This window comes from Terrabacter lapilli (assembly GCF_039531305.1).
Taxonomy (GTDB): domain Bacteria; phylum Actinomycetota; class Actinomycetes; order Actinomycetales; family Dermatophilaceae; genus Terrabacter; species Terrabacter lapilli.
Genome location: NZ_BAAAPU010000009.1, coordinates 309255 through 332852, shown reverse-complemented (window position 1 = coordinate 332852; position 23598 = coordinate 309255). Strand labels below are relative to the sequence as shown.

Annotated in this window: 21 protein-coding genes and 1 other RNA gene; 15 read left to right on the top strand and 7 right to left on the bottom strand. The window is 71.0% G+C overall.

Annotated elements, in window-relative coordinates; genetic code table 11:
- Positions 1-133 precede the first annotated feature (133 nt).
- Positions 134-500: a transfer-messenger RNA gene (ssrA, locus tag ABD241_RS16460) on the top strand.
- A gap of 126 nt (positions 501-626) precedes the next feature.
- Here ssrA and trxA read toward each other — a convergent pair.
- Both trxA and ABD241_RS16450 read right to left on the bottom strand, forming a co-directional pair.
- Positions 627-1031 (bottom strand): thioredoxin, encoded by a 405-nt coding sequence (trxA, locus tag ABD241_RS16455; protein ID WP_344065037.1) that lies wholly within the window; start codon positions 1029-1031, stop codon positions 627-629.
- Between the two features lie 39 nt (positions 1032-1070).
- Positions 1071-1691, bottom strand: coding sequence for an SIMPL domain-containing protein (locus tag ABD241_RS16450; protein WP_344065034.1), 621 nt, complete (start codon positions 1689-1691; stop codon positions 1071-1073).
- Positions 1692-1780: 89 nt separating this feature from the next.
- Here ABD241_RS16450 and ABD241_RS16445 point away from each other — a divergent pair, with 89 nt between their 5' ends.
- The 8 genes from ABD241_RS16445 (at position 1781) to ABD241_RS16410 (ending at position 11395) form a co-directional block, all read left to right on the top strand.
- On the top strand, positions 1781-2149 hold the full coding sequence (locus ABD241_RS16445; protein ID WP_344065031.1) for a VanZ family protein: 369 nt from the start codon (positions 1781-1783) through the stop codon (positions 2147-2149).
- A gap of 288 nt (positions 2150-2437) precedes the next feature.
- Positions 2438-4711, top strand: coding sequence for a DEAD/DEAH box helicase (locus ABD241_RS16440; protein WP_344065028.1), 2274 nt, complete (start codon positions 2438-2440; stop codon positions 4709-4711).
- A 28-nt stretch (positions 4712-4739) separates the two neighbouring features.
- The gene (locus ABD241_RS16435; RefSeq protein ID WP_344065025.1) at positions 4740-5300 is read left to right on the top strand and encodes a YqgE/AlgH family protein; all 561 of its coding nucleotides are present in this window, start codon (positions 4740-4742) and stop codon (positions 5298-5300) included.
- A gap of 2 nt (positions 5301-5302) precedes the next feature.
- Positions 5303-6154: a glutamate racemase gene (locus ABD241_RS16430; protein WP_344065022.1), complete on the top strand. Its 852-nt coding sequence runs from the start codon at positions 5303-5305 to the stop codon at positions 6152-6154.
- The gene (locus tag ABD241_RS16425) at positions 6151-6462 is read left to right on the top strand and encodes a DUF3039 domain-containing protein (RefSeq protein WP_142186024.1); all 312 of its coding nucleotides are present in this window, start codon (positions 6151-6153) and stop codon (positions 6460-6462) included. The genes ABD241_RS16430 and ABD241_RS16425 overlap by 4 nt, the downstream gene beginning before the upstream one ends.
- A 143-nt stretch (positions 6463-6605) precedes the next feature.
- Entirely contained in the window at positions 6606-7595 is a 990-nt protein-coding gene (locus ABD241_RS16420) for a zinc metalloprotease (protein ID WP_344065019.1), read from the top strand.
- Between the two features lie 124 nt (positions 7596-7719).
- The gene (locus ABD241_RS16415) at positions 7720-9480 is read left to right on the top strand and encodes a DEAD/DEAH box helicase (RefSeq protein WP_344065016.1); all 1761 of its coding nucleotides are present in this window, start codon (positions 7720-7722) and stop codon (positions 9478-9480) included.
- Positions 9481-9544: 64 nt separating this feature from the next.
- Positions 9545-11395: a bifunctional metallophosphatase/5'-nucleotidase gene (locus ABD241_RS16410; protein ID WP_344065013.1), complete on the top strand. Its 1851-nt coding sequence runs from the start codon at positions 9545-9547 to the stop codon at positions 11393-11395.
- 310 nt (positions 11396-11705) lie between these two features.
- Here ABD241_RS16410 and ABD241_RS16405 read toward each other — a convergent pair whose 3' ends face one another.
- Together ABD241_RS16405 and ABD241_RS16400 are read right to left on the bottom strand one after the other, a co-directional pair.
- Positions 11706-13016 (bottom strand): alpha-amylase family glycosyl hydrolase, encoded by a 1311-nt coding sequence (locus ABD241_RS16405; RefSeq protein ID WP_344065010.1) that lies wholly within the window; start codon positions 13014-13016, stop codon positions 11706-11708.
- Between the two features lie 70 nt (positions 13017-13086).
- Positions 13087-13596 (bottom strand): Lrp/AsnC family transcriptional regulator, encoded by a 510-nt coding sequence (locus tag ABD241_RS16400; protein ID WP_344065007.1) that lies wholly within the window; start codon positions 13594-13596, stop codon positions 13087-13089.
- Between the two features lie 107 nt (positions 13597-13703).
- Here ABD241_RS16400 and hppD point away from each other — a divergent pair, with 107 nt between their 5' ends.
- The 3 genes from hppD to ABD241_RS16385 all read left to right on the top strand — a co-directional run bounded on the left by hppD (position 13704) and on the right by ABD241_RS16385 (position 17592).
- Positions 13704-14936 (top strand): 4-hydroxyphenylpyruvate dioxygenase, encoded by a 1233-nt coding sequence (gene hppD / locus ABD241_RS16395; protein WP_344065004.1) that lies wholly within the window; start codon positions 13704-13706, stop codon positions 14934-14936.
- A gap of 88 nt (positions 14937-15024) precedes the next feature.
- Positions 15025-15852: an RDD family protein gene (locus ABD241_RS16390; protein WP_344065002.1), complete on the top strand. Its 828-nt coding sequence runs from the start codon at positions 15025-15027 to the stop codon at positions 15850-15852.
- 177 nt (positions 15853-16029) lie between these two features.
- A complete protein-coding gene (locus ABD241_RS16385; RefSeq protein ID WP_344064999.1) occupies positions 16030-17592 on the top strand; it encodes a DHA2 family efflux MFS transporter permease subunit in 1563 nt (520 codons plus the stop codon).
- 132 nt (positions 17593-17724) lie between these two features.
- On the opposite strand, the gene fahA is transcribed toward ABD241_RS16385, so the two are convergent.
- Complete coding sequence (gene fahA, locus ABD241_RS16380) at positions 17725-18981, bottom strand: fumarylacetoacetase (protein ID WP_344064996.1); 1257 nt, start codon at positions 18979-18981, stop codon at positions 17725-17727.
- Positions 18978-19838 (bottom strand): hypothetical protein, encoded by an 861-nt coding sequence (locus ABD241_RS16375; protein WP_344064993.1) that lies wholly within the window; start codon positions 19836-19838, stop codon positions 18978-18980. The genes fahA and ABD241_RS16375 overlap by 4 nt, the downstream gene beginning before the upstream one ends.
- An 81-nt stretch (positions 19839-19919) precedes the next feature.
- Here ABD241_RS16375 and ABD241_RS16370 point away from each other — a divergent pair, with 81 nt between their 5' ends.
- The 3 genes from ABD241_RS16370 to ABD241_RS16360 all read left to right on the top strand — a co-directional run bounded on the left by ABD241_RS16370 (position 19920) and on the right by ABD241_RS16360 (position 22879).
- Entirely contained in the window at positions 19920-21206 is a 1287-nt protein-coding gene (locus ABD241_RS16370; RefSeq protein ID WP_344064990.1) for a homogentisate 1,2-dioxygenase, read from the top strand.
- Positions 21207-21210: 4 nt separating this feature from the next.
- Positions 21211-21879, top strand: a complete 669-nt coding sequence (locus ABD241_RS16365) for an IclR family transcriptional regulator (protein WP_344064988.1) — start codon at positions 21211-21213, stop codon at positions 21877-21879.
- Between the two features lie 184 nt (positions 21880-22063).
- A complete protein-coding gene (locus ABD241_RS16360) occupies positions 22064-22879 on the top strand; it encodes a DUF6299 family protein (protein ID WP_344064986.1) in 816 nt (271 codons plus the stop codon).
- A gap of 105 nt (positions 22880-22984) precedes the next feature.
- Here ABD241_RS16360 and ABD241_RS16355 read toward each other — a convergent pair whose 3' ends face one another.
- Positions 22985-23596, bottom strand: coding sequence for an isochorismatase family protein (locus ABD241_RS16355; protein WP_344064983.1), 612 nt, complete (start codon positions 23594-23596; stop codon positions 22985-22987).
- Positions 23597-23598: the final 2 nt, after the last annotated feature.

Here is a 23598-nt window from a genome sequence, read left to right as displayed (position 1 = left end):
CGGGCGGCGGGCCGGCATCGGGAATGCCTTGGACCGCTCGAGCGTTCCTCCTGCATACTGTTCACTCCACCCGGTCACGGGCTGGTGTGCAGGGCAGCTTGACAAGTCAACAGCGTGACGTGGACACCCCCATGGGGGTGATCGGTTTCGACGGTGGTCGACGCACCAGGGGAAGCGGGTCGAGGATGCAGGGTTATCTCGTTAACGCTCCTTGCAAAACAATAGGTGCCAATTCCAAGCGCACCGACTTCGCCCTCGCCGCCTGAGCGAGCCTCGAAGTCTGTCAGCCTGAGCTAGTTTCCGACTCAGTGCCTGGCATCAGCTAGGAAACTTGCTGCGCAGTCATGTTGGGGGGCTGTGCGGGACTCTTACTCAACTGGGCCTGTCAGGGGACGTGTGCGTGCGAGCCCTGAGGCCGAGAAAAGCCATAGCGCACTGCACCCGGAGAAGCCCTGGTTTCTCGTCATCGGACGCGGGTTCAATTCCCGCCACCTCCACCACTCGTGGTGGCCACGTCACGCTGTTGCTCGTCAGCACGAAGGAGGGCGTCCCGTTCGCGGGACGCCCTCCTTCGTATGCGGTGACGCGTGCACTGCGCGTCGGTGCGGGCCGTCCTGGCCGGCTGCTCAGGCCTGCTCGGTCGGCGCCTCGGCGGGCGCGGCGCCGGCGGCCTCGGCGGCCATCTGCGCCTTGATCGGGGCCATGTCGAGGTTCTTGACCTGCTGGATGACGTCCTGCAGCGCCGCTTGGGGGAGGGCGCCCGGCTGGGCGAAGACGAGCACGCCCTCCTTGAAGGCCATCAGCGTGGGGATCGAGGTGATGTTGGCTGCCGACGCGAGCGCCTGCTCGGCCTCGGTGTCGACCTTGCCGAAGACGATGCCCTCGTTGTCGCCGCTCTGCGAGGCGGCGTCGTAGACGGGCGCGAACTGGCGGCACGGGCCGCACCAGGAGGCCCAGAAGTCGACCAGGACGATGTCGTTGTCGAGGACGGTCTTCTCGAAGGACTGCGCGGTCAGGTCAGTGGTAGCCATGCCCCTACCAACGGATGGTGCCCGACGGGTATTCCGCCGTCAGCGCAGCTCCCACGTCACCGTGACCGAGGCGGCGAGGTCGAGGTTGCCACCCTCGACGGGCATGCCGGCGGAGTCCATGGCGGCTGCCATCATCGTCAGCTGGCGACCCTGGACCGGGACGGCGCCGGCCTCGGCCACCCCGAGGACCACGCCGAGCTGAGCGCCGGAGAGGCCGGCATACTGCTGCGCCTTCTCCCGGGCCTCGGCGAAGGCGGCGTCCCGGGCACGGCGGAGCCCGTCGCTGCGGTCCGACACGTCGAGCCGCACCTGGTCGACGAGCAGCGCGTTGCCGACGGCGGACGCGGCGGACGCGAGGATCTCGCCGACCGACTCGAGCCGGCGCACCGTCACCGTGAGCCGCTGCTGCGCCGTGAAACCGACCGCGGCGCCGGTGTTGTCCCAGCGCTGGCTCACCGTCGCGTCGAGGGTGCGGATGTCGGCGTCCGCGACGCCCGCGCCGCGCACGATCGACCCCACCCGGGCGATGCCCTCCGAGGCGCCGGCCAGGGCAGCCGCGACGTCCTCGGCGTCCTGCCCGACGCGCAGGTCCAGGAGTACGACGTCGGGGGAGACCGCGGCCCTCCCGGTGCCCGTGACGGTGACCGTGCGCTCGGCCATGGCGGTCCTCCCGGTGGGCGTCATCGTCGTCGCTGCAGATCGACGGGAGCGGATGAGGGTGGGCTCGAACCTACCTAGACTGCCGTCCCATGACGAGCCTTCCGCGACGATCTGCTCCACCGACCTGGCTCGTCACCGGCGTCGCGGTCATCGCGGTCGTGGCGCAGCTGCTCGTCCTCTACTGGCCCGTCGTCACCGTCGAGGGCCCGGTCAGCTGGACCGACAAGGTCGTCCACCTGCTGGTCTTCGCGGTGCCGACGTATGCCGTGGGGCGGGCCCTCGGCTCGGTACGCACCGCCGTCGTGATCTTCGCGCTGCACGCCCCGGTGAGCGAGCTCGTGCAGCACTTCGCGCTGCCCGGACGCTCCGGCGACCCGTGGGACGCGGCCGTCGACCTGGTCGGTGTGGCGATCGCCGCGGCCGCCCTCGTGGTCAGGCGCCCCGCGAGGCGCTGGTAGACTGGGCGATATCCGACTCCGAGGTCTCCTCGGATCACGACGGGAGAGATGGCGCCGGTGATGCCCGGCGGGCAGGCTCACCCGACGAGGTGACACCCCACCGGAAGATCGCGCCAGACAGGTGCGGCCCGACACCGACGCGGAGCGGATCCGAACACCGGACGGCACAGATGCCGGGGACCGGTACACGTGGGCGCACGACCGTGCTGCGCCTGAGGCTCGTCTGCATGGTCGTGGTGACTCGCGGCTCGAGACGAAGTCTGCTCGAGTCAGAGAGTTGAATACGCAATGCCCAAGCACACCTCCTCCGGCGCGCCCAAGAAGGCCCGCTGGTCCACCGAGAAGAAGGCCGCCGCAACCAAGAAGCCCCACCGCGGGCAGGGCGCCGGCTCCTTCTCCGGCCCCAAGAGCTCCCGCCCGGCCTCGTCCGGCTCCTCGCACGTCGGCGGCCGTGAGTGGCGCCCCTCACGTGACGAGAACCGCTCGTACGACCGTCGCGACGACCGCGGTGGCTACCAGCGCCGTGACGACCGTGGCGACCGTGGTTTCCAGCGCCGCGAGGACCGTCCGTCGTTCGACCGCCGTGATGACCGCGGTGGCTACCAGCGCCGTGACGACCGTGGCGACCGTGGCGAGCGTGGCTTCCAGCGCCGCGAGGACCGTCCGTCGTTCGACCGCCGTGATGACCGCGGTGGCTACCAGCGCCGTGACGACCGTGGCGACCGTGGTTTCCAGCGCCGCGAGGACCGTCCGTCCTTCGACCGCCGTGATGACCGCGGTGGTTACCAGCGCCGTGACGACCGTGGCGACCGTGGCTTCCAGCGCCGCGAGGACCGTCCGTCCTTCGACCGCCGTGATGACCGCGGTGGCTACCAGCGCCGTGACGAGCGTCCGTCCTACGACCGTCGTGATGACCGCGGTGACCGCGGCTTCCAGCGCCGCGACGACCGTGGCGAGCGTGGCTTCCAGCGCCGCGACGACCGTGGCGAGCGTGGCTTCCAGCGCCGCGACGACCGTCCCTCGTTCGACCGCCGTACCAGCAGCGGCGACCGCTTCGTAGACGCGGCGCCGATGAGTTTCGAGGACGCCGAGGCCGAGCGGATGGACGCCGACAACTGGACCAAGGCGACCCGCGCCGACGTGTCCGACGGGCCCGTCGAGGTCGCCGCCGACAACGGCTTCGCCGCGCTCGGGCTGCCCGAGCGGCTCGTCGAGCGCCTCGCCCGCGAGGGCATCACCTCCCCGTTCCCGATCCAGGCCGCGACGATCCCCGACGCGCTGGCGGGCCGGGACGTCCTCGGGCGCGGCCAGACCGGGTCGGGCAAGACGCTCGCCTTCGGCCTGCCGCTCATCACGCGGCTGCTCGAGGCCGACCTCAAGCGTCGCCCCCGCCGGCCGCACGCACTCATCCTCACCCCGACGCGCGAGCTCGCGATGCAGATCTCGGACGCGCTCGAGCCGCTCGTGCACGTGGCCGGCCTGCGCCACAAGCTCGTCGCCGGTGGCCTCAGCTACACGACGCAGATCAGCGCCCTCAACAAGGGCGTCGACATCCTCATCGCGACGCCCGGCCGCCTCAACGACCTGCTCGAGCGCGGCGCGGTCGAGATGGACGACATCGCGATCACGGTCCTCGACGAGGCCGACCACATGGCCGAGATGGGCTTCATGGCCGAGATCACGACGAGCCTCGACAAGATCCCGGCGGACGGCCAGCGGCTGCTCTTCTCGGCGACGCTCGACCGCGGCATCGATGCCCTCGTCGAGAAGTACCTCACCGACCCGGTGACGCACTCGACGAACGACGCCACGGCTTCGGTCGAGGGCATGGACCACCACGTCCTGCTCATCGACCCGCAGCACAAGAAGGTCATCACCGCCGAGGTCGCCAACCGCGAGGGCCGCACCGTCGTCTTCTGCCGGACCAAGCTCGGCGCCGACCGCATCGCGCTCCAGCTGCGCGAGCAGGGAGTCATGGCGGCGGCCCTGCACGGCGGCCTCAACCAGGGCCAGCGCAACCGCGTGCTCGGCGCCTTCCGCGACGGCACCCTCCCGGTGCTCGTGGCCACCGACGTCGCCGCCCGCGGCATCCACGTCGACGACGTCTCGGTGGTCCTGCAGGTCGACCCGCCGGCCGACCACAAGGACTACCTGCACCGCTCCGGTCGCACGGCTCGCGCCGGCGACAAGGGCACCGTCGTGACACTCGCCCTGCCGCACCAGCGCCGCACCATGGAGCGCCAGCTCAAGGACGCGGGCCTGGACATCGCGCCCGTCCGGGCCACGCCCGGCGACGCGATCATCGCCGCCACCGGCGCGACCACGCCCAGTGGTGTCGCCATCGCCGAGGACGACTTCCAGCGGCTCATCGCCGGCCCGAAGCAGCACCGGCGCGGTCCTGCCGGCCCGCGCGGCCCCCGTCAGGGCCAGCGCGGTGGCTCCCGCCCGCACCACGGCGGAGGTCGCGACGACCGCCGCGGCCGGCGCGGCGAGCGTGGCGAGGGACTCGTCAGCCGCTGGGGCGACGACGAGCGTGGCGGTCGTCGCGGCGCTCGCTTCTGAGTCGTCCCGGTGTGGAAGGCTTGGGCCCGTGAGCCCGACCTTCCACACCGGCCGCCTCCTGGTCGCCACGCCCTCCGTCGGAGGTGACGTCTTCCACCGGTCGGTCATCCTCCTGCTGCACCACGACGACGGGGGAGCGCAGGGAGTCGTGCTCAACAAGCCGCTGTCGGCCGAGGTCGACTCCGTGCTGCCGGGATGGCAGCGCGTGGTCACCGCGCCGCACGTGATCTTCCAGGGAGGCCCGGTGTCGACGTCGTCGGCCCTGGGCCTCGTCACCGTGCCGGGCGACGAGCCGGAGCCGCTCGGGGTCAAGCGCCTCTTCGGCTCCATCGGGCTGGTCGACCTCGACGCACCCACCCCCGTGGTCGCAGCCGAGCTCGCGGGCCTGCGGATCTTCGCGGGCTACTCCGGCTGGGAGTCCGGGCAGCTGGAGGGCGAGATCCTCCGGGGCGACTGGTACGTCGTGGACGCAGAGGTCCGCGACGCCTTCACCCCGCACCCCGACGGACTCTGGCGCGAGGTGCTGCGCCGCCAGCGCGACAGCCTCGCCTACGTCGCGAACTTCCCCGACGACCCGTCGATGAACTGAGCGTGGACCCCCTGGACGCCCCCGGCCGCGTGGCCGAGGAGAACCCCGATGCCCCCGGTTCGACGAGGCGAGTTGCTTTCGTCGACAGCGGGCTCGGGCTCCTCGGGTATGCCGATGCGCTGCACGCGCTGCGCCCCGACCTCGGTCTGGTGCTGGCGCTCGACCCCGACAACATGCCGTACGGTCCGCGCACCCCCGAGGACGTCCAGAGGCTCATCCTGGCGTCCGCCCGGGCGACACTCCCGTTCGAGCCCGATGCCATCGTCGTGGCCTGCAACACCGCCTCGGTGCACGGCCTCGAGGCGCTGCGAGCCGAGCTGGAGCCCGATGTGCCCGTCATCGGCACCGTGCCGGCCATCCGCCCGGCGGCCGTGGCGGGCGGGCCGGTCGCCGTCTGGGCGACGGCGGCGACGACGTCGAGCGCCTACCTGCGTGGCCTCGTCGACGCCTTCGCCTCCGACGTCGAGACCCATGCCGTCGCAGCCCTGGGCCTTGCGGAGGCCATCGAGGCCGGCGACGACGCAGCCATCGACGACTCCATCGCGTATGCCGCCGAGCACACCCCCGCGGGGGTGCGCTCCCTGGTGCTCGGCTGCACCCACTACGGCCTCGTGGCCGAGCGGATCGTGGCGGCGGTGGGGGAGGACGTGACCGTCTTCGACTCACCTGTCGCCGTCGCACGCCAGACCCTGCGGCGCATCGGCCTGTCCCCGGACGCCGCGGCGCCCGAGGGCGGCGTCGACGGGGTGCTCCTCAGCGGCCGCACCGGCTCGCTGCCGGAGTCGTGGAGGGCCTACCCGGCGGGGGAGCGGCTCCTTCGCGCGGCGGCAGGGCGGCATACACTCTCGACATGAGCACGATGCCTCCGGACCCCTTCGAGCCCCAGCCGCTGCGCGGCACGAGCACGGCGACGATCGAGCGCGAGGAGGTCCGTGAGGAGCTGCAGGAGCCCGGCGACCACGAGCGCTTCTCGCACTACGTCCGCAAGGAGAAGATCCTCGAGAGCGCCCTGTCCGGTGAGCCCGTGGTGGCCCTCTGCGGCAAGATCTGGGTGCCCGGCCGCGACCCGCAGAAGTTCCCCGTGTGCCCGGTCTGCAAGGAGATCTACGACGGCCTGCGCGACCCGCAGGACGGCGGCGACGGCGACAACGGCGACTCCTGACCGCTTCGTCCGGGTGCCGACGGTCACTCCGGGATTTTTGGCGATTTCTTGAACTGCCGGGGCTGCGCCGTTGACTGGGGTATACCTAAAGTCGCTGTGATCGACTTCTGCTCCGGGGGTCGCGCCGCACCAGGAGGCCTCCGATGAAGCTTCGCTCGCTGACTATCGCCGCTCCGTTCTTGCTCGCCGCCGTCGCGCTCGGTGCCCCGGCCCACGCCTCGCCCACGGCCGACGGCCACGGCAGCTCCTCCTGCCTCGACCCAGTTGCCGTGGGCGCCGTGGGTGCCCGCAGCACGCACACCACGGCCAAGGACCCCCACGCGCTGTCGCAGGCCCAGGTCGCGGCCAACGAGGCTGCCCTGACCCGCGCCCTGGCCGCCAAGGGGCTGACCCGCGACCTGGCGGGCAGGGTCGTCAAGGCCAGCCAGAGCCCCGCCGACTCGTGGACCCTCACGACCCAGAGCCAGGGATCCGCCTTCGCATCGACGACGGTCAGGGTCTACTGGCACACCATCACCGACGGCTCGAAGGGCGCGGTGAGCGCCAGCACGATCAGCAGCCAGGTCAGCGTCCTCAACAAGGCCTACTCGGGCACCGGCCTCAGCTTCTCCCTGGCCGGCTCCGACTCGACGAGCAACGCGTCCTGGTACACCGTCACGCCGGGCTCGACCGCCGAGAGGGACATGAAGAAGGCCTTGCGCAAGGGCACCATGGCCGACCTCAACCTCTACTCGGCCAACATCGGCCAGGGGCTGCTGGGTTGGGCCACCTTCCCCAAGAGCAGCTACGACGTCATGGACGGCGTGGTCGTCCTCACCGGCTCGCTGCCCGGGGGCAGCGCCACGCACTACAACGAGGGCGACACCGCCACGCACGAAGTGGGGCACTGGGTGGGGCTCTACCACACCTTCCAGGGCGGGTGCCGCGGCAACGGCGACTACGTCGACGACACTCCCGCCGAGGCGAGCGCCGCCTACCAGTGCCCCACCGGGCGTGACACGTGCTCGAGCCCGGGCCTGGACCCGATCAAGAACTACATGGACTACACCTACGACTCGTGCATGAACACCTTCACGAGCGGCCAGGTGGCGCGCATGCAGGCCCAGTGGACGGCCTACCGCGCGGGCCGCTGAGCCACGCGCCCAAGCGGCTGCCCGACGCGGCGCGACCGGGCGGCATACCACCTCGCGGAGGGCCCCGTCGGCAGGCGGGGCCCTCGGCATGTCGCCTCGGGGGATTCGTTACGGTGGTCCCTCTATGAGTTCCGGCGCCGCATTCCACCTCCCACCCGCCTTCCCGGAGCGGGCAGCGTGGGGTACCGCCAGCAAGCTGCGCGCCTGGCAGCAGGAGGCGCTGGACCTCTACCTGGCCAAGTCGCCGCGCGACTTCCTCGCCGTCGCCACCCCCGGCGCAGGCAAGACGACGTATGCGCTGCGCGTGGCCACCGAGCTGCTGAGCGCGGGCGTGGTGCACCGCGTCACCGTGGTGGCTCCCACCGAGCACCTCAAGACGCAGTGGGCCGATGCCGCTGCCCGGGTCGGCATCAGCCTCGACCCGAAGTTCAGCAACAGCGTCGGCCGGCACAGCGACGACTACCACGGCGTCGCCGTGACCTATGCCCAGGTCGCGTCGCGGCCCTCGCTGCACCGCGAGCTCACGACCTCCCGCTCGACCCTCGTCATCCTCGACGAGATCCACCACGGTGGCGACAGCAAGAGCTGGGGCGACGGCATCCGTGAGGCGTTCGAGCCGGCCACCCGCCGCCTGTCGCTGACCGGCACCCCGTTCCGCTCCGACACCTCGCCGATCCCGTTCGTCACCTACGAGCTCGACGCCGAGGGCACGCTCGTCAGCTCCAGCGACTACACGTACGGCTACGCCGAGGCCCTGCGGGACGGGGTCGTCCGGCCGGTCCTCTTCATGGCCTACGGCGGCAGCATGCGCTGGCGCACCAAGGCCGGCGACGAGCTCGAGGCCCGCCTCGGCGAGCCGATGACCAAGGACTTCGTCGCCCACGCCTGGCGCACGGCCCTCGACCCCAAGGGCGAGTGGATCCCAGCCGTCCTGGCCGCCGCCGACCGCCGGCTCACCGAGGTGCGCCGGCACGTCGAGGACGCCGGCGGCCTGGTCATCGCCTCCAACCAGACCCAGGCCAGGGCGTATGCCGCGATGCTGCGCACGCTGACCGGCGAGGCCCCGACGGTCGTGCTGTCCGACGACCTCGGCGCGAGCAAGCGCATCGAGGACTTCGGGGCCAGTGACGAGCGGTGGATGGTCGCCGTCCGGATGGTCTCCGAGGGCGTCGACGTGCCACGTTTGGCCGTCGGCGTCTACGCGACCTCCACCTCGACGCCGCTCTTCTTCGCGCAGGCCGTGGGGCGCTTCGTCCGGGCCCGCAGGCGCGGAGAGACGGCGTCGGTGTTCCTGCCCTCCGTCCCGGTGGTCCTCGACCACGCCTCCCGTCTGGAGGAGCAGCGCGACCACGCCCTCGACCGCAAGCCCGACCCTGACGACGTCGGACAGATGTGGGCCGAGGAGCAGGCGCTCATCGACGACGCCAACCGCGCCGACAAGGCGAGCGGCGCCCTCGACGAGGGACGGTTCGAGGCGCTCGAGTCCGACGCGCACTTCGACCACGTGCTCTTCGACAAGCAGCAGTGGGGCATGCACGCCCAGGTCGGCTCCGAGGACGAGGAGGAGTACCTCGGGCTCCCCGGCCTGCTCGAGCCCGACCAGGTCTCGGCGCTGCTGCGCGAGCGTCAGAGCCGACAGGTCAAGAAGGCGCCGAAGGGCGCCGAGGCGCCCATGCCCGTCGCCGCGCACCGGGCCCTGGCGGCGCAGCGCAAGGAGCTCAACAAGCTCGTCTCCACCTATGCCCGCCAGAAGGGCCTGCCGCACGCCAACGTCCACATGGACCTGCGGCGGGTCTGTGGCGGACCGGACCTCGCGGCCGCCTCCTCCGAGCAGGTGTCCCAGCGGATCGACAAGATCCGGCTCTGGCTCGTCGGACGCCGCTGAACGTTTCCGGAAGCGACCTCACCTGTCCCCATTCGTGTCGGTTCGTGCCGCTAGGGTCTGCGCCATGACGAACGACTCCACGCCTGACTTCCTCACCTCCCCGGCCACCCGTCGCCAGCTGCTCGCGATGGCCGCCGTCGGCGGCGCCGGCATCGCCACCGTGGCCGCCGCCTCCCCGTCCGCAGCGGCCGGCACGGCCGGCAAGGGTGCGGGCACCGACGGGGAGATCGTGACCCTCACCGTGCTCGGCACCACCGACCTGCACGGCAACGTCTTCAACTGGGACTACTTCAACAACCACGAGTACGACGACAAGGCGCACAACGACATCGGCATCGCCAAGGCGTCCTCGATCATCAAGATGCGCCGCGCCGACCTCGGCGCCGCTTCGACCCTGACCCTCGACGCCGGCGACACGATCCAGGGCACCCCGCTCGCGTACTACTACGCCAAGATCGACCCGATCACGGGCGGCGCCACCCACCCGATGGCCGCCGCCATGAACCAGGTCGGCTACGACGCCGCGGCCCTGGGCAACCACGAGTTCAACTACGGCATCGACACGCTGCGCGCCTTCGAGAAGCAGCTGAACTTCCCGCTGCTGTCGGCCAACACCGTCGACTGGAGCAGCGGCGCCCCGGCGTTCAAGCCGTGGATCATCAAGACGGTCAAGCTCGAGGACCGCAAGCCGATCAAGGTCGGCATCCTCGGTCTCGTCACCCCCGGCGTCGCCATCTGGGACAAGGCCAACGTCGAGGGCAAGCTGAGGTTCCCCGGCATCATCGAGCAGGCCAAGGTCTTCGTGCCGCGCCTCAAGGCCGCCGGCGCCGACGTCGTCATCGTCTCGTGCCACTCGGGCACCAACGGGAAGTCGTCGTGGGGAGATGCCCTGCCGTACGTCGAGAACGCCAGCAAGCTGCTCGCCGAGCAGGTCCCCGGCATCGACGCCGTCCTCGTCGGCCACTCGCACGTCGAGGTCATCACCAAGACGACCAACGCCGAGACCGGCAAGCAGGTCCTGCTCGTCGAGCCGTACTACTGGGGCATGCGGGTGGCCGAGATGACCCTGAGCCTGCAGAAGGTCCGCGGCCAGTGGCAGGTCGTCGACTCGGCCGGCCGGCTCTGGAACGCCAACGCCGTGCCCGAGGACCCGGCCGTCACCGGCGCGGTCCAGGCCGCGCACGAGAAGGTCCTCGCCTACGTCAACGGGGTCGTCGGGACGTGCACGCAGGCGATGTCGGCCGCCACGTCGCGCTACGAGGACACCCCGGCCATGGACTTCATCAACTACGTCCAGGCCGACGCCGTCAAGAAGGCGCTCGCCGGCACCCCCGAGGGCGCCCTGCCGATGCTCTCCATCGCGGCGCCCTTCAACAAGCTCGCCTCGATCCCCAAGGGCGAGGTGACCATCCGCGACGTCGCTGGCCTCTACATCTACGACAACACGCTGCTCGGGATCGTCCTGACCGGTGCGCAGGTCAAGGACTACCTCGAGAAGAGCGCCTCGTACTTCCAGGCGTACTCCGGCACCGGCCCGGTCGCGGCCGACTCCATCACCAACGCCGGCGGCACGCCGGACTACAACTACGACATCATGGGTGGCCTCGACGCACGGCTCACCTACGACATCGACATCGCCAAGCCGGTCGGCTCGCGGATCGTGGGCCTCGCCTACGGCGGCGCGCCGGTCGATGCCGATGCGAAGTTCGTCGTGGCGATCAACAACTACCGCCAGTCCGGCGGCGGTGGTTTCCCCGGCGTCACGACCGCCCCGGTGGTCTACAACCGGCAGATCGAGATCCGCCAGCTGCTCATCGACTGGACCACCGCCAACAAGGTGATCGACCCGACCACCTTCTCCAGCATCGACTGGCGCCTCGTCAGCAACGGCAGCCCGATCTCCGTCACCGCCTGACGGCCTCCGCCCCGAAGTGCCCACCCGGCGTGCTCACGTCGGGTGGGCACTGTCGCACGCCGGGCAGGCACTTCCGCACGCGCGGAGTGGGGACGTCCGTACGCGTGGAGGGCGTCCCGTCGTCTGGGACACGACGGGACGCCCGAGCTCTCGGGCCGACCAGGCGGTGGGACGCCGGCGCACGAAAGGCGTACCCGCCGGGACAGGGGAGCACCGACGGGTACGCACCTCTCATCCTGTCGGATCGGGGCGGACCGTGTGGTCGCTTTCGCGCGGTTCCTCGAGGACTTTCACCGACTTTCGCGGGCGCTCAGGCTCCCACCAGGACCTGGTGCCCCCAGGCCGGCAGGGTGTACTCCTGTCCCTGGCTCAGCTCGACCGTCTCGCCGGTGAACGCGTCGCGCCAGGTGCCGGCCTGCGGGCCGTCACCGAGCTTGACGGTCTGTTCCTCGGCGCTGAAGTTGAAGGCGCCGAAGACCCGGTCGTCGTCCACGGCCCGCACGAAGCTCAGCACCGCCGACTCCGCCGAGTTGGGCACCCGGACCATCCGGCCGCCGGCGGCGCCGTTCCACAGCGCCCGGTGCTGCTTCTTCAGGGCGAAGAGGGTGCGGTAGAGCTCGCCCTGCTCGTCCTCGCGCCACTCGATCTCGTCCTTGTCGAAGAAGACGAGCCGCCGGTCGCTGCCGGCCTCCTGCCCGTTGTAGACCAGCGGCATGCCCTCGCTGATCACGGACAGCACGATGGAGGGGACGAGGGCGTCGCCGAACTGCTCGTACTCGGTGCCCTCCCACGCGTTCTTGTCGTGGTTGCTGACGAAGAGCATCCGGTAGGCGTCGCGCTGGTAGAAGCGGTCGTTCCACGCGTAGTAGACCTTGAGCGCCTCGACGTCGGCCTTGCCGTGCGCGATCTTGTGCAGCGTCTCGTTCCAGCTCCAGCCGTAGGTCATGTCGAAGGCGCGCACGTGCAGGTCGCGCGACTCCCACTCGGCGAGCATGAAGACCGGCTTGATCTCGTCGAGCTCGCGGCGGGCGTTGTCCCAGAAGTCCACGGGCACGAACCCGGCCACGTCGCAGCGGTAGCCGTCGACCCCGACCTCGCGCACCCAGTACTTCATCGCCTCGGTCATGTAGCGGCGGAGGTCGGGGTTGTCGTAGTCGAGGTCGATGATGTCGTCCCAGTCCCACCACGGGGTGGGCCGGAAGTCGCCCTTCCAGTCGCGGGCGTACCACTCCGGGTGCTCCTCGACGAGCACGTTGTCCCACGCGGTGTGGTTGGCGACCCAGTCGAGGATGACGTGCAGGCCCAGGTCGTGGGCGGTGTCGACGAAGTGGCGCAGGTCCTCCAGCGTGCCGTACTCGGGGTTGACGGCCAGGTAGTCCTGAACGGCGTAGGGGCTGCCCAGCACGCCCTTGCGGTTGCGCTCGCCGATCGGGTGCACGGGCATGAGCCAGACGATGTCGATGCCGAGGTCGCGGATGCGCGGCAGGTGTGCCTCGGCGGCGCGGAAGGTGCCCTCGGGGGTGAAGTGCCGTTGGTTGATCTGGTAGATCGTCGCGCTGCGGCTCCACTCGGGGTGGGTCAGCTCGACGGCGGGCCGGGGGGCGTACGGGTCGGCGGTCACGGGGGCTCCTGGTCCGGGGGCGATGGGCGGGCGTGAGTGGCGATGGAGGGGATGCTGCGGTCTTACCCGGTCACGACGAGGCCTCGAGCACGTGCTCGACGAGCGGGACCGTGCGGTGGTCGAGGCGGGTCGCGAGCGAGATCACGGTCGAGGCGCGCGTCACGTGCGCGTCGTCGACGACCTGGTCGATGACGCGCTGCAGGTCGGCGTTGTCGCGCCCGACGATGCGGATCAGGACGTCCCCGGAGCCGGTGATGGTGTGCGCCTCGAGGACCTCCGGGATGGCGGCGAGGTGCTCGACGACGGGGGAGTGGCCTCCGCGGCCTTGGCGGATCTCGAGCGTGCAGAACGCCGTCACCGGGTAGCCGAGGGCCGCAGGGTCGACGTCAGGAGCCATCGACCGGAGCACCCCGGTGCGCTGGAGCCGGTCGAGCCTGGCCTGCACGGTGCCGCGGGCGACGCCGAGCCGACGGGACGCGCCGAGCACACCGATGCCCGGCTCGGTGAGGAGCAGGAGCAGGATCCGGCAGTCGAGCGCGTCGACCGGTGTGCGGGAGGAAGGTGCCCCAGACGAGGTCATGGGCAGAGTGTCCAGCACAACCCGGTATACGGGCAACACTTTGTGCACTGTGCCCAGCGAAGACCTCTGCTCTTGCACACCCTGTCGCACTCCGTCACCCTCGCTCCATGACCGACACCATGCCGCCTGCGGCCACCGACCTCACCGACCAGGAGCGCGAGGCCGACCTCGACCTCGACCAGCTCAAGCAGCTCGTCGGTCTCGTCGAGTACGACGAGAACACCGACGTCTTCCCCGTCACCGGATGGGACGCCATCGTCTTCGTCGCCGGCAACGCCACCCAGAGCGCGCACTACTACCAGAGCGCCTGGGGCATGGAGCTCGTCGCCTACTCGGGCCCGGAGAACGGCAACCGCGACCACAAGGCGTTCGTCCTCAAGAGCGGCTCCATCCGCTTCGTCATCAAGGGCGCCGTCGACCCCGACAGCCCGCTGGCCGACCACCACCGCCGCCACGGCGACGGCGTCGTCGACATCGCCCTGGAGGTCCCCGACGTCGACCGGTGCATCGCCCAGGCCAAGAAGGCCGGCGCCACGGTCCTCGAGGAGCCGACAGACCACACCGACGAGCACGGCACGGTGCGCACCGCCGCCATCGCCACCTACGGCGAGACCCGCCACACCCTCGTCCAGCGGCACGTCGACGGGCAGACGTATGCCGGCCCGTACCTCCCGGGCTACGTCCCGACGAGCTCGTCCTACGAGAAGCGCGACGGCCAGCCCAAGCGCCTCTTCCAGGCGCTCGACCACATCGTCGGCAACGTCGAGCTGGGCCACATGGACGAGTGGGTCGCCTTCTACAACCGGGTCATGGGCTTCGTGAACATGGCCGAGTTCATCGGCGACGACATCGCGACCGACTACTCGGCCCTCATGAGCAAGGTCGTCGCCAACGGCAACCACCGCGTGAAGTTCCCGCTCAACGAGCCGGCGATCGCCAAGAAGAAGAGCCAGATCGACGAGTACCTCGAGTTCTACCGGGGCGCCGGCGCCCAGCACCTGGCCGTCGCGACGAACGACATCCTCGCCTCGGTCGACGCCCTGCGCGCCAACGGCGTGGAGTTCCTCGACACCCCCGACAGCTACTACGAGGACGCCGAGCTGCGCGAGCGCATCGGCAACGTCCGCGTGCCGATCGAGGAGCTGCAGAAGCGCAAGATCCTCGTCGACCGCGACGAGGACGGCTACCTGCTGCAGATCTTCACCAAGCCCCTGGGTGACCGCCCGACGGTGTTCTTCGAGCTCATCGAGCGGCACGGCTCCCTCGGGTTCGGCAAGGGCAACTTCAAGGCCCTCTTCGAGGCCATCGAGCGCGAGCAGGACAAGCGCGGCAACCTCTGAGCCGCCGGAGCCCCCGCGTGGCGCACCAGAGTGGCGCCACGCGGGGCGCTGACCCTCCACACCGCATACGGCGTGGGAGAGTTGGAGCATGAGCCAGCATCCCTCCGGGTGGTACGACGACCCGAGCAACCCCGACCTGCTCCGCTACTGGGACGGGGTGTCGTGGACCAACCACACCGCGCCGAGGAAGTCGCCGACCGCCTCGCAGAGCACCATCGGCCTCCCGCAGGGCCAACAGGGACAGGCGTCGGCGGACCGCACGGGCGCAACGGCTCCGGTGCCGCAGGGGAGCGGCTGGCAGACGCGGTCCCAGCTGCCGCAGCAGGGCCAGCAGGGCTACTACCAGACCCCGGCCCAGGCCCAGTGGATGCACAACATCCGCACCACGGCCGACGGGGTGCCGCTCGCCCCCTGGGGCAAGCGGTTCGCGGCCTGGCTCATCGACGGGATCATCCTCGCGATCGCGTCCTACCTGCTGCTGCGCCTCTTCGTGCCGGACTACTTCGCCTCGTTCCAGCGGCTCATCGACGCCGCCTCGGCCAACGACCAGGCCGCGATCAACTCGATGATCACCGACCTCGCCGGCGAGGCGGTCAAGGCCGGTCTGGTGACGTGGCTCTTCGCCACCCTCTACTGCATCGCCTTCTGGACGACGACCGCCCAGACGCCGGGCAAGATGGCGCTCGGGATCAGCGTCCGCAGGACCGACGTGCAAGGTCCCCTCGACCTCGTGACGGCCCTGCGCCGCCGCCTCCTCTCGGCGCTCCAGCTCGTGCCGTTCGTCAGCGGTGCCTACTTCATCGTCTTCCTGCTCGACGGACTGTGGCCGCTGTGGGACGACAAGCGCCAGGCCCTGCACGACAAGGTCGCGAGGACGCAGGTCGTCGAGGGGAAGCAGCCGCGCAAGCAGCCGTGAACCCTTTGAGCGGTCTGCCCCGGATCCCTTCCGCGACCAGGTGGGACACGAGGCGGCGGGTGGCCTAAGTCGCTTGCGCCGGCCCCGGTGGTCGGCGTGACAATGAGGGCTGTCGGTCAGTCCAGCGGCGAGGTCGTCGTCGCTCCTCCACCCACCACCGTCCGAACCGGGGTCCATGTGTCCACTCCAGCTGCTGCCGCACCGCCTGCCTACCCCGACAAGATCGACGGGCCGGTGCTCAAGATCGCCGGCGTCGTGGTTCTCGGGGCGATCATGTCGATCCTCGACATCACGGTGGTCAACATCGCGCTGCCGACCTTCCAGACGGTCTTCGCGGAGAGCCCGGGCAAGGCACTGGCCTACTCCGCGGTGGCGTGGACGGTCACGGCCTACACGCTTGCCCTCGCGACCGTCATCCCGCTGACCGGATGGGCGGCCGACCGGTTCGGCACCAAGCGGCTCTACATGCTCGCCGTCGTCCTCTTCACGTCCGGTTCGGCGCTGTGCGCCACCGCCGGGTCGATCGAGATGCTCATCGGCTTCCGCGTCGTGCAGGGGCTCGGCGGCGGGATGCTGATGCCGCTCGGCATGACGATCATGACGCGCGCCGCCGGTCCGGCGCGGATGGGCCGTCTCATGGCGATCCTCGGCGTGCCCATGCTGCTCGGCCCCATCTTCGGGCCGATCCTCGGAGGCTGGCTCATCGAGGTGGCGTCATGGCACTGGATCTTCCTGATCAACGTGCCGATCGGCGTCGTCGCGGTGCTGTACGCCTGGTGGGCCCTGCCCTCCGACGCCCCTGAGCCGTCGGAGTCCTTCGACTTCATCGGCATGCTGCTCATGTCGCCCGGCCTCGCGCTCTTCCTCTACGGGATCAGCTCGATCCCGGGGGAGGGGACCGTCCTGTCGAAGAAGGTCCTGGTCCCGCTCGTCATCGGACTGGTCATGCTGGCCGGCTTCGTCGTCTACAGCTTCCGTCCGAAGCATCCGCTCCTCGACCTGCGGCTCTTCCGCAACCGTCGCCTGAGCACGGCGACGATCACCATGTTCCTCTTCGCCGCCGCGTTCTTCGGTGGGCTGCTCCTCGTCCCGACGTACTACCAGCAGGTCCGAGGGCTCGACACCCTGCACGCGGCCTTCCTCATGGTCCCGCAGGGCCTGGGCGCGATGGTGACGATGCCGATCGCAGGTGCCCTCACGGACCGGATCCCGGTGGGGCGCATCGTGCCCTTCGGGCTGCTGCTGATGACCGGTGGCATGTTCGCACTGACGCAGGTGGGGACCGACACGTCCTACTGGGGCTTCATGATCCCCGTGCTCTTCGTCATGGGTCTCGGCATGGGCGGCACGATGATGCCGCTCATGACGTCGGCACTGAAGACGTTGCAGAGCCACCAGGTGGCGCGCGGTTCGACGCTGCTCAACATCACCCAGCAGATCGCGAGCTCGGTCGGCGTCGCGGTCATCTCGGTGGTCTTCACCAACTACCTCAGCGCCTCGGCACTGGCGGGTCCGGCCATCGCGGCCACGCACAACCCGGCGCTCGTCAACTCCGTCGGTGGTGTGGCTGCCGTCCAGAAGGGCCTGACCGAAGCCGCAGACGCCTTCGGCAGCACCTTCCTCGTGGCCGCTGTCCTGCTCGCCCTCGCACTCATCCCGGCGGCCTTCCTGCCGCGCAAGCACGAGGAGTCGCACTTCCTCGACGACCAGTCCAAGGCGGCGCCCGCCATCGTCCACTGACCCCTCGGGCGACCTCCTGGGACGACCACCTGAGTAGTTCGCGCCTGCCCTCGGGCGCCAACCGCAGGACCACGGCGCCCGCGATCTCGCAGGAGCGCGTCGGGGGAGGCTGCACCGAGTCCGTGCGCGAGGTCAGCGGGCGGCGGTGATGGTCCCGGTCGCCTCCCCGAGGCCGATGCGCGTCCCGTCCGGGCCCGGTGCCCAGGCTGTCATGGTGACGGTGTCGCCGTCCTCGAGGAAGCCGCGGGTCGAGCCGTCGTCCAGGGTCAGCGGCTCCGTGCCGTTCCACGTCAGCTCGAGCAGCGAGCCGCGGGTGTCCTTCTCGGCGCCGCTGATGGTGCCCGACCCGAAGAGGTCGCCGTCGCGCAGCGAGGCGCCGTTGACGGTGAGGTGGGCGAGCATCTGGGCCGGCGACCAGTACATGACGCGGTGCTCGGGGCGCGAGACGACGGTGCCGTTGAGCGCCACCTCGACGTGCACCTCGAGCCCGAAGGCGTCGCCGCGCAGGTACGGCAGGACCTCCGGGTCCTCCTGGCCGGGCAGCGGCACGCGTGCACCCGTCAGCGCCTCGAGGGGAGTGACCCACGCGGAGATGGTCGTGGCGAACGACTTGCCCAGGAACGGGCCGAGGGGGACGTACTCCCACGCCTGGATGTCGCGGGCGCTCCAGTCGTTGAGGATGACCACCCCGAAGAGGTGGTCGGAAGCCTCGTCCACCGAGACACGCGAACCGAGCTCGGTCGCCCCGCCCACGACGTAGCCGAGCTCGGCCTCGATGTCGAGGCGGATGCTCGGGCCGAACACCGGCGCCGGGTCGTTCGGGCCCTTGCGTTGACCGGTGGGGCGCACGACGTCGGTGCCGGAGACGACGACGGTGCCCGAGCGGCCGTGGTAGCCGATGGGCAGGTGCTTCCAGTTCGGCGGCAGGGCGGCGTTGTCGGGACGGAAGATCTTGCCGACGTTGCTCGCGTGGTCCTCGCTCGCGTAGAAGTCGACGTAGTCGCCGACCTCGACCGGGAGGTGCAGCCGCACGTCGGCGAGGGGGTGCAGATGCGGCGAGACCCCGTCGCGGTGCACCTCGTCGGTGAGGATCTCGGTGAGCCATGCGCGGGCGGTGCCCCAGGCCGAGCGACCCAGGGCCAGGAAGGCGTTGAGGCTGGGCGTCTGCCAGGCGGTCGCGAGGTCGGGGCCGTCGCCGACGAGCCCGGCGTCGCGACCGACGGCGGCGACGGCGCCTGCGTCCAGGACGAGGTCGCCGATGCGCACCCCGACCCGCCGCGTCGGGTCGGCGGACGTGCTGAAGACGCCGTAGGGCAGGTTGTGGATCCCGAAGAGGTGGTCGGCCGGGACGCCCACCCAGGTGGCGGAGGGCGTGGGAGCGTTCGTCACGGGTGGGTCTCCTTGGCGGTGACGAGGCCGAAGGCCTCGAGCTCGTGCAGGGGGTCGAGGACGCCGCAGCAGCCGAACGCCGTGAAGCTCCTGCGGATCCGGGCCGCATCCTCGGCGCCCAGGCTCGAGACCGCCGTCACGAGCACCTCGGTGTCCGTGCGCGCGAGCTCGCCGGCGAGCTCGTGCGCCTCGGCGCCGTGCAGCGCCTCGTGGGTGGCCAGGAGCACGTTGAGGACGCCGTGCATCGGCTCGCCCCCGTGGGTTCCCCGGACGGCATGGTGCAGGCCGCCCGTCAGCTTGAACGGCAGCCCGTGGAGCACGACCGCGTCGAGGAAGCCGGCCAGCACGTGCTCGCCCGGCCACGCCCAGGTCGGGGTCGCGCCGGTGCGGAACTTGGCCGTCACGTCGTGCTCGTCGTCGACGGCGTCCGCGATGTCGTCGAGCGCCCGCTCCTGCTCGGCACCGAGCCCCACCTCGACGACGGCGGGCACCTGCGCCGCGAGCAGCTCGCGCCACTGCGGCGACCAGCCGAGCTCGACAGCCGTGACGAGGACCCGCTCGTCGTCCTGCAGGGCGCCGAGCGCGTCGACGAGCGGCTGCACGGGAGCCCCGGGCCGGACGACGAGGCCGACCGCCAACGGCTCCACGGCCGTGCGCGGGTCGTCGGTGGCGAGGCGTGCGAGCTCGCCGGCCGAGGTGGCGGGGACGAGCAGCGGACCCAGCGAGGCGGCATACGGCCCGGTGCGGCGGTCGAGGTGGCCGCGCACTGCCTCGTCGAGGGGAGCCAGCCCCGGAGGGAAGACCGCGGCGTCGTCGACGAGCCGGTCGAAGAGGGGCGCGAACGGCGTCCTTGACATGACCGGGAGCGTACTCCACTGTGGCGATAGTGATACACCAGCGTCCGTTGAACGGACGCGCTTGAGGAGAGGCAGTCGCCCATGGCGCACTACCAGGCCGTCGGGAACATCCCGCCGAAGCGGCACACGCAGCACCGTCGACCCGGCAACGGCGACGCGCCGGGGGAGCTCTACTACGAGGAGCTCATGGGTGAGGAGGGGTTCAGCTCGGACAGCTCCCTGCTCTACCACCGCAACATCCCGTCGACGACCGTCGCCGCCACGGTCTGGGAGCTGCCCGACCAGTCCACGACCCCCAACCACCCGCTGACGCCACGCCACCTCAGGCTCCACGACCTCTTCGACGCCGACTCGGTGGCGCGCACCGACGTCGTCACGGGTCGCCGGCTCGTCCTCGGCAACGGCGACGTGCGCATCTCGTATGCCGTTGCCGCACAGGCGAGCCCGTGGTACCGCAACGGCATCGGCGACGAGTGCGTCTACGTCGAGCGGGGCGCCGCGCGGGTCGAGACCGTCTTCGGTGCCTTCGACGTGAGCGAGGGCGACTACGTCATCATCCCGCGCGCGACGACCCACCGGTGGCTCCCCGTCGCCGACGCCGACGAGCCGCTGCGGACCTACTGCATCGAGGCCAACAGCCACATCGCGCCGCCGAAGCGCTACCTCAGCAAGTACGGCCAGCTCCTCGAGCACGCGCCCTACTGCGAGCGCGACCTGCGCCAGCCGCGGGGCCCGCTGCTCGCCGAGGACATCGGCGAGAGCCCCGACGCGCAGACCGACGTCCACATCAAGCACCGGGGCAACGGGCCGGGCGGCGTCGTCGGCACCGTCCACACGCTGCCGTTCCACCCGCTCGACGTCGTCGGCTGGGACGGCTGCCTCTACCCCTACGTCTTCAACGTGCGCGACTTCGAGCCGATCACCGGGCGCATCCACCAGCCGCCGCCCGTGCACCAGGTCTTCGAGGGCTGGAACTTCGTCATCTGCAACTTCGTGCCGCGCAAGGTCGACTACCACCCGCTGGCCATCCCGGTGCCGTACTACCACTCGAACGTCGACAGCGACGAGATCATGTTCTACGTCGACGGCGACTACGAGGCGCGCAAGGGTTCCGGCATCGGCAAGGGGTCGATCTCGGTGCACCCGGGCGGCCACGCGCACGGGCCGCAGCCCGGTGCCACCGAGGGGTCGCTCGGGGTCGAGCGCTTCGACGAGCTGGCCGTCATGGTCGACACCTTCCGCCCGCTGGAGCTGGGGGAGGGCGGCCTGGCGGTCGACGACGGCGCCTATGCCATGTCGTGGTCCAAGGGGATGTCGAGGGGGGCGGCCGGGGCACCTGCCGCCGGCGGCGCCCACTCCGAGGGCTGAGGCGGTGACCGCGGAGCCGCGGCAGCGTGGCGAGTCGTCCCAGACGCTCGACCGCGGCCTCCGCGTCCTCGAGGCGCTGGCCGAGGGCGAGTCGGCGGGGCTGACCATCACCGAGCTGGCCGGCCGCCTGGGCGTCGGTCGCCCGGTCGTCTATCGCCTGGTCAGCACGCTGGAGGACCACCACCTCGTCGCCCGCCCCACCGACGGGCGGGTGCGTCTCGCGCTGGGGCTGAGCCGGCTCGCGTCGGCGGTGACCCCGATCGTGCGCAGCGAGGCCCGACCCGTGCTGAGGCAGCTGGCCGACGACGTCGGTGCCACCGCCCACCTGACGATCGCCGAGGGCGACGAGGCCCTCGCGCTCGTCGTCGTCGAGCCCACGTGGACCGACTTCCACGTGGCGTACCGGTCCGGCGCGCGGCACCGCCTCGACCAGGGCGCCGCGGGGCGGGCCATCCTCGCCGGGCGCGCCGGGCGGTCCGGCGTCGTCAGCACCGACGGCGAGCTGCAGGCAGGGGCCCACGGCCTGGCCGTGCCGCTGTCCCTCGGCACCGAGTCGACGCGCGTCGCCGTCGAGGCGTCGGTCGGCGTGGTGTCGCTCGAGCCTCTCGACCCGGACTCCGTCGGCCCCCGACTCGAGCGCGCAGCGGAGGCCCTCCGCGCCGTCCTGCGCTGACTGACACGGGCAGCCCCTCACGCGCGCGACCCTCTCGAAGTGGGCTGGGCAAACCGGGCAATCAGGGCGCCAACGTAAAGAGTTCGTCTGGAGAAGGCCGACTCCTCACCCTGCTGCGCTCGGTGCGCGGTCTAGTGCTTGTGAGGCGCTCAACGGGGAGCGCCCACAGCGATGGGGGACATCGATGAGAGCAACTCGCCTTCTGGTCTCGCTCGCCGCGGCCGCACTCCTCGCGCCACTCGGTGCGACCGCGGCCGTCGCGGCCCCGGGCAACGACTCGCCGGGCGGCGCCACGGTCATCAGCACACTGCCGAGCACCATCACGCAGAGCACCACGGACGCGACCACGGACGCGCTGGACGCCGGTCTCAACGCCTCCTGCGGAGCGCCGGCCACGAACGGGAGTGTCTGGTTCACCTACACCGACACGACGGGCAGCGGCCTCGTCGCGGACGTGTCTGCCTCCGACTACTCCGCCGGCGTCATGATCGTCGCCGGGGACCCGACCGCGGGCGGCCAGGTCCTCTCGTGCGGTCCAGGTGTGTCGGCGGTCCGGGGGGACCCAGGCACCACGTACTACGTGATGGCCTTCTCGGACACCCCGGGCGTGACGGGGGGCACCCTTCGGGCGAGCTTCGACGTCGCGCCGCCGGCTCCGGAGATCTCGGCGACCGTGGACCGGCGGGCGACGGCATACAAGGACGGCAGCCTCCGGCTCACGGGCACGTACTCCTGCTCGAACGCCGATGGGTACAGCAGCGACATCGAGGGCCAGGTGGTCCAGACGGTCGGTCGCACGAAGATCACGGGCCAGTTCCTCGCCTTCCCGCTCGAGTGCGACGGCGCCGTCCACACCTGGTCAGCCGTGGCGACGAGCGAGAACGGACTGTTCGCAGGTGGCAAGGCCGCCAACGTCACGTTGGCCATCGCGTGCGGCGTGCTGGAGTGCGCGTTCACGCCGGTCGAGCAGCGCATCCAGGTGTCGCGCAACGGCAAGTGAGTCGCCCGTCGAGACGGTGCGTCGCGGCGATATCCGCCGCGACGCATCCGGCGGTCGTCGCCCGACGCGAGCTGCGTTGTCGGACAACGCGGCCCACGTATGCCGTCAGCCGGCCACGCGGGGCACGCCGAGCAGGTGCACGCCTGCCTCGCGCAGCTGGCTGAGGGCGGCGTCGGTCGTCGACCGGGCCACCCCCGCCGTGAGGTCGAGCAGCACGGTGGTGTGGAAGCCCTCGCGCTGCGCGTCCGCGGCGGTGGCCCGGACGCAGTGGTCGGTGGCGATGCCCACGACGTCCACGTGCGTGACGCCGCGCTCCTTGAGCCAGTCGGCAAGCGAGGTCCGCCCGTCGACGTCGGCCCGGCCCTCGAAGCCGCTGTAGGCAGCGGCGTGCTCACCCTTGCGGAAGACGGCCTCGACGTGCCCGAGCGCCCCGGCGAGCCGCGGGTGGAACTCCGCGCCCTCGCTCTCGGCCACGCAGTGGACCGGCCACGAGTCGACGTAGTCGGGCGTCTGCGAGAAGTGCACTCCCGGATCGATGTGCCAGTCGGCGGTCGCCACGACGTGGTCGTAGTCGGCGGCGTGGCGGCTCACGTGCTCGCTCACCTCGCTCGCCACCTCCGCACCTCCGGCGACGGCCAACGAGCCGCCCTCGCAGAAGTCGTTCTGCACGTCGACGATGACGAGGGCGCGTGCGCCGTCGGGAGCCGGTTCGGCCATGG

Excerpts from the sequence above, each read along its gene's own strand:
- ABD241_RS16450 (WP_344065034.1), bottom strand. The coding sequence starts at position 1,691 with ATGGCCGAGCGCACGGTCACCGTCACGGGCACCGGGAGGGCCGCGGTC.
- hppD (WP_344065004.1), top strand. The coding sequence starts at position 13,704 with ATGACCGACACCATGCCGCCTGCGGCCACCGACCTCACCGACCAGGAG.
- ABD241_RS16390 (WP_344065002.1), top strand. The coding sequence starts at position 15,025 with ATGAGCCAGCATCCCTCCGGGTGGTACGACGACCCGAGCAACCCCGAC.
- ABD241_RS16410 (WP_344065013.1), top strand. The coding sequence starts at position 9,545 with ATGACGAACGACTCCACGCCTGACTTCCTCACCTCCCCGGCCACCCGT.
- ABD241_RS16425 (WP_142186024.1), top strand. The coding sequence starts at position 6,151 with ATGAGCACGATGCCTCCGGACCCCTTCGAGCCCCAGCCGCTGCGCGGC.
- ABD241_RS16370 (WP_344064990.1), top strand. The coding sequence starts at position 19,920 with ATGGCGCACTACCAGGCCGTCGGGAACATCCCGCCGAAGCGGCACACG.
- trxA (WP_344065037.1), bottom strand. The coding sequence starts at position 1,031 with ATGGCTACCACTGACCTGACCGCGCAGTCCTTCGAGAAGACCGTCCTC.
- ABD241_RS16440 (WP_344065028.1), top strand. The coding sequence starts at position 2,438 with ATGCCCAAGCACACCTCCTCCGGCGCGCCCAAGAAGGCCCGCTGGTCC.
- ABD241_RS16375 (WP_344064993.1), bottom strand. The coding sequence starts at position 19,838 with ATGTCAAGGACGCCGTTCGCGCCCCTCTTCGACCGGCTCGTCGACGAC.
- ABD241_RS16400 (WP_344065007.1), bottom strand. The coding sequence starts at position 13,596 with ATGACCTCGTCTGGGGCACCTTCCTCCCGCACACCGGTCGACGCGCTC.
- ABD241_RS16415 (WP_344065016.1), top strand. The coding sequence starts at position 7,720 with ATGAGTTCCGGCGCCGCATTCCACCTCCCACCCGCCTTCCCGGAGCGG.
- ABD241_RS16360 (WP_344064986.1), top strand. The coding sequence starts at position 22,064 with ATGAGAGCAACTCGCCTTCTGGTCTCGCTCGCCGCGGCCGCACTCCTC.
- ABD241_RS16420 (WP_344065019.1), top strand. The coding sequence starts at position 6,606 with ATGAAGCTTCGCTCGCTGACTATCGCCGCTCCGTTCTTGCTCGCCGCC.
- ABD241_RS16355 (WP_344064983.1), bottom strand. The coding sequence starts at position 23,596 with ATGGCCGAACCGGCTCCCGACGGCGCACGCGCCCTCGTCATCGTCGAC.
- ABD241_RS16445 (WP_344065031.1), top strand. The coding sequence starts at position 1,781 with ATGACGAGCCTTCCGCGACGATCTGCTCCACCGACCTGGCTCGTCACC.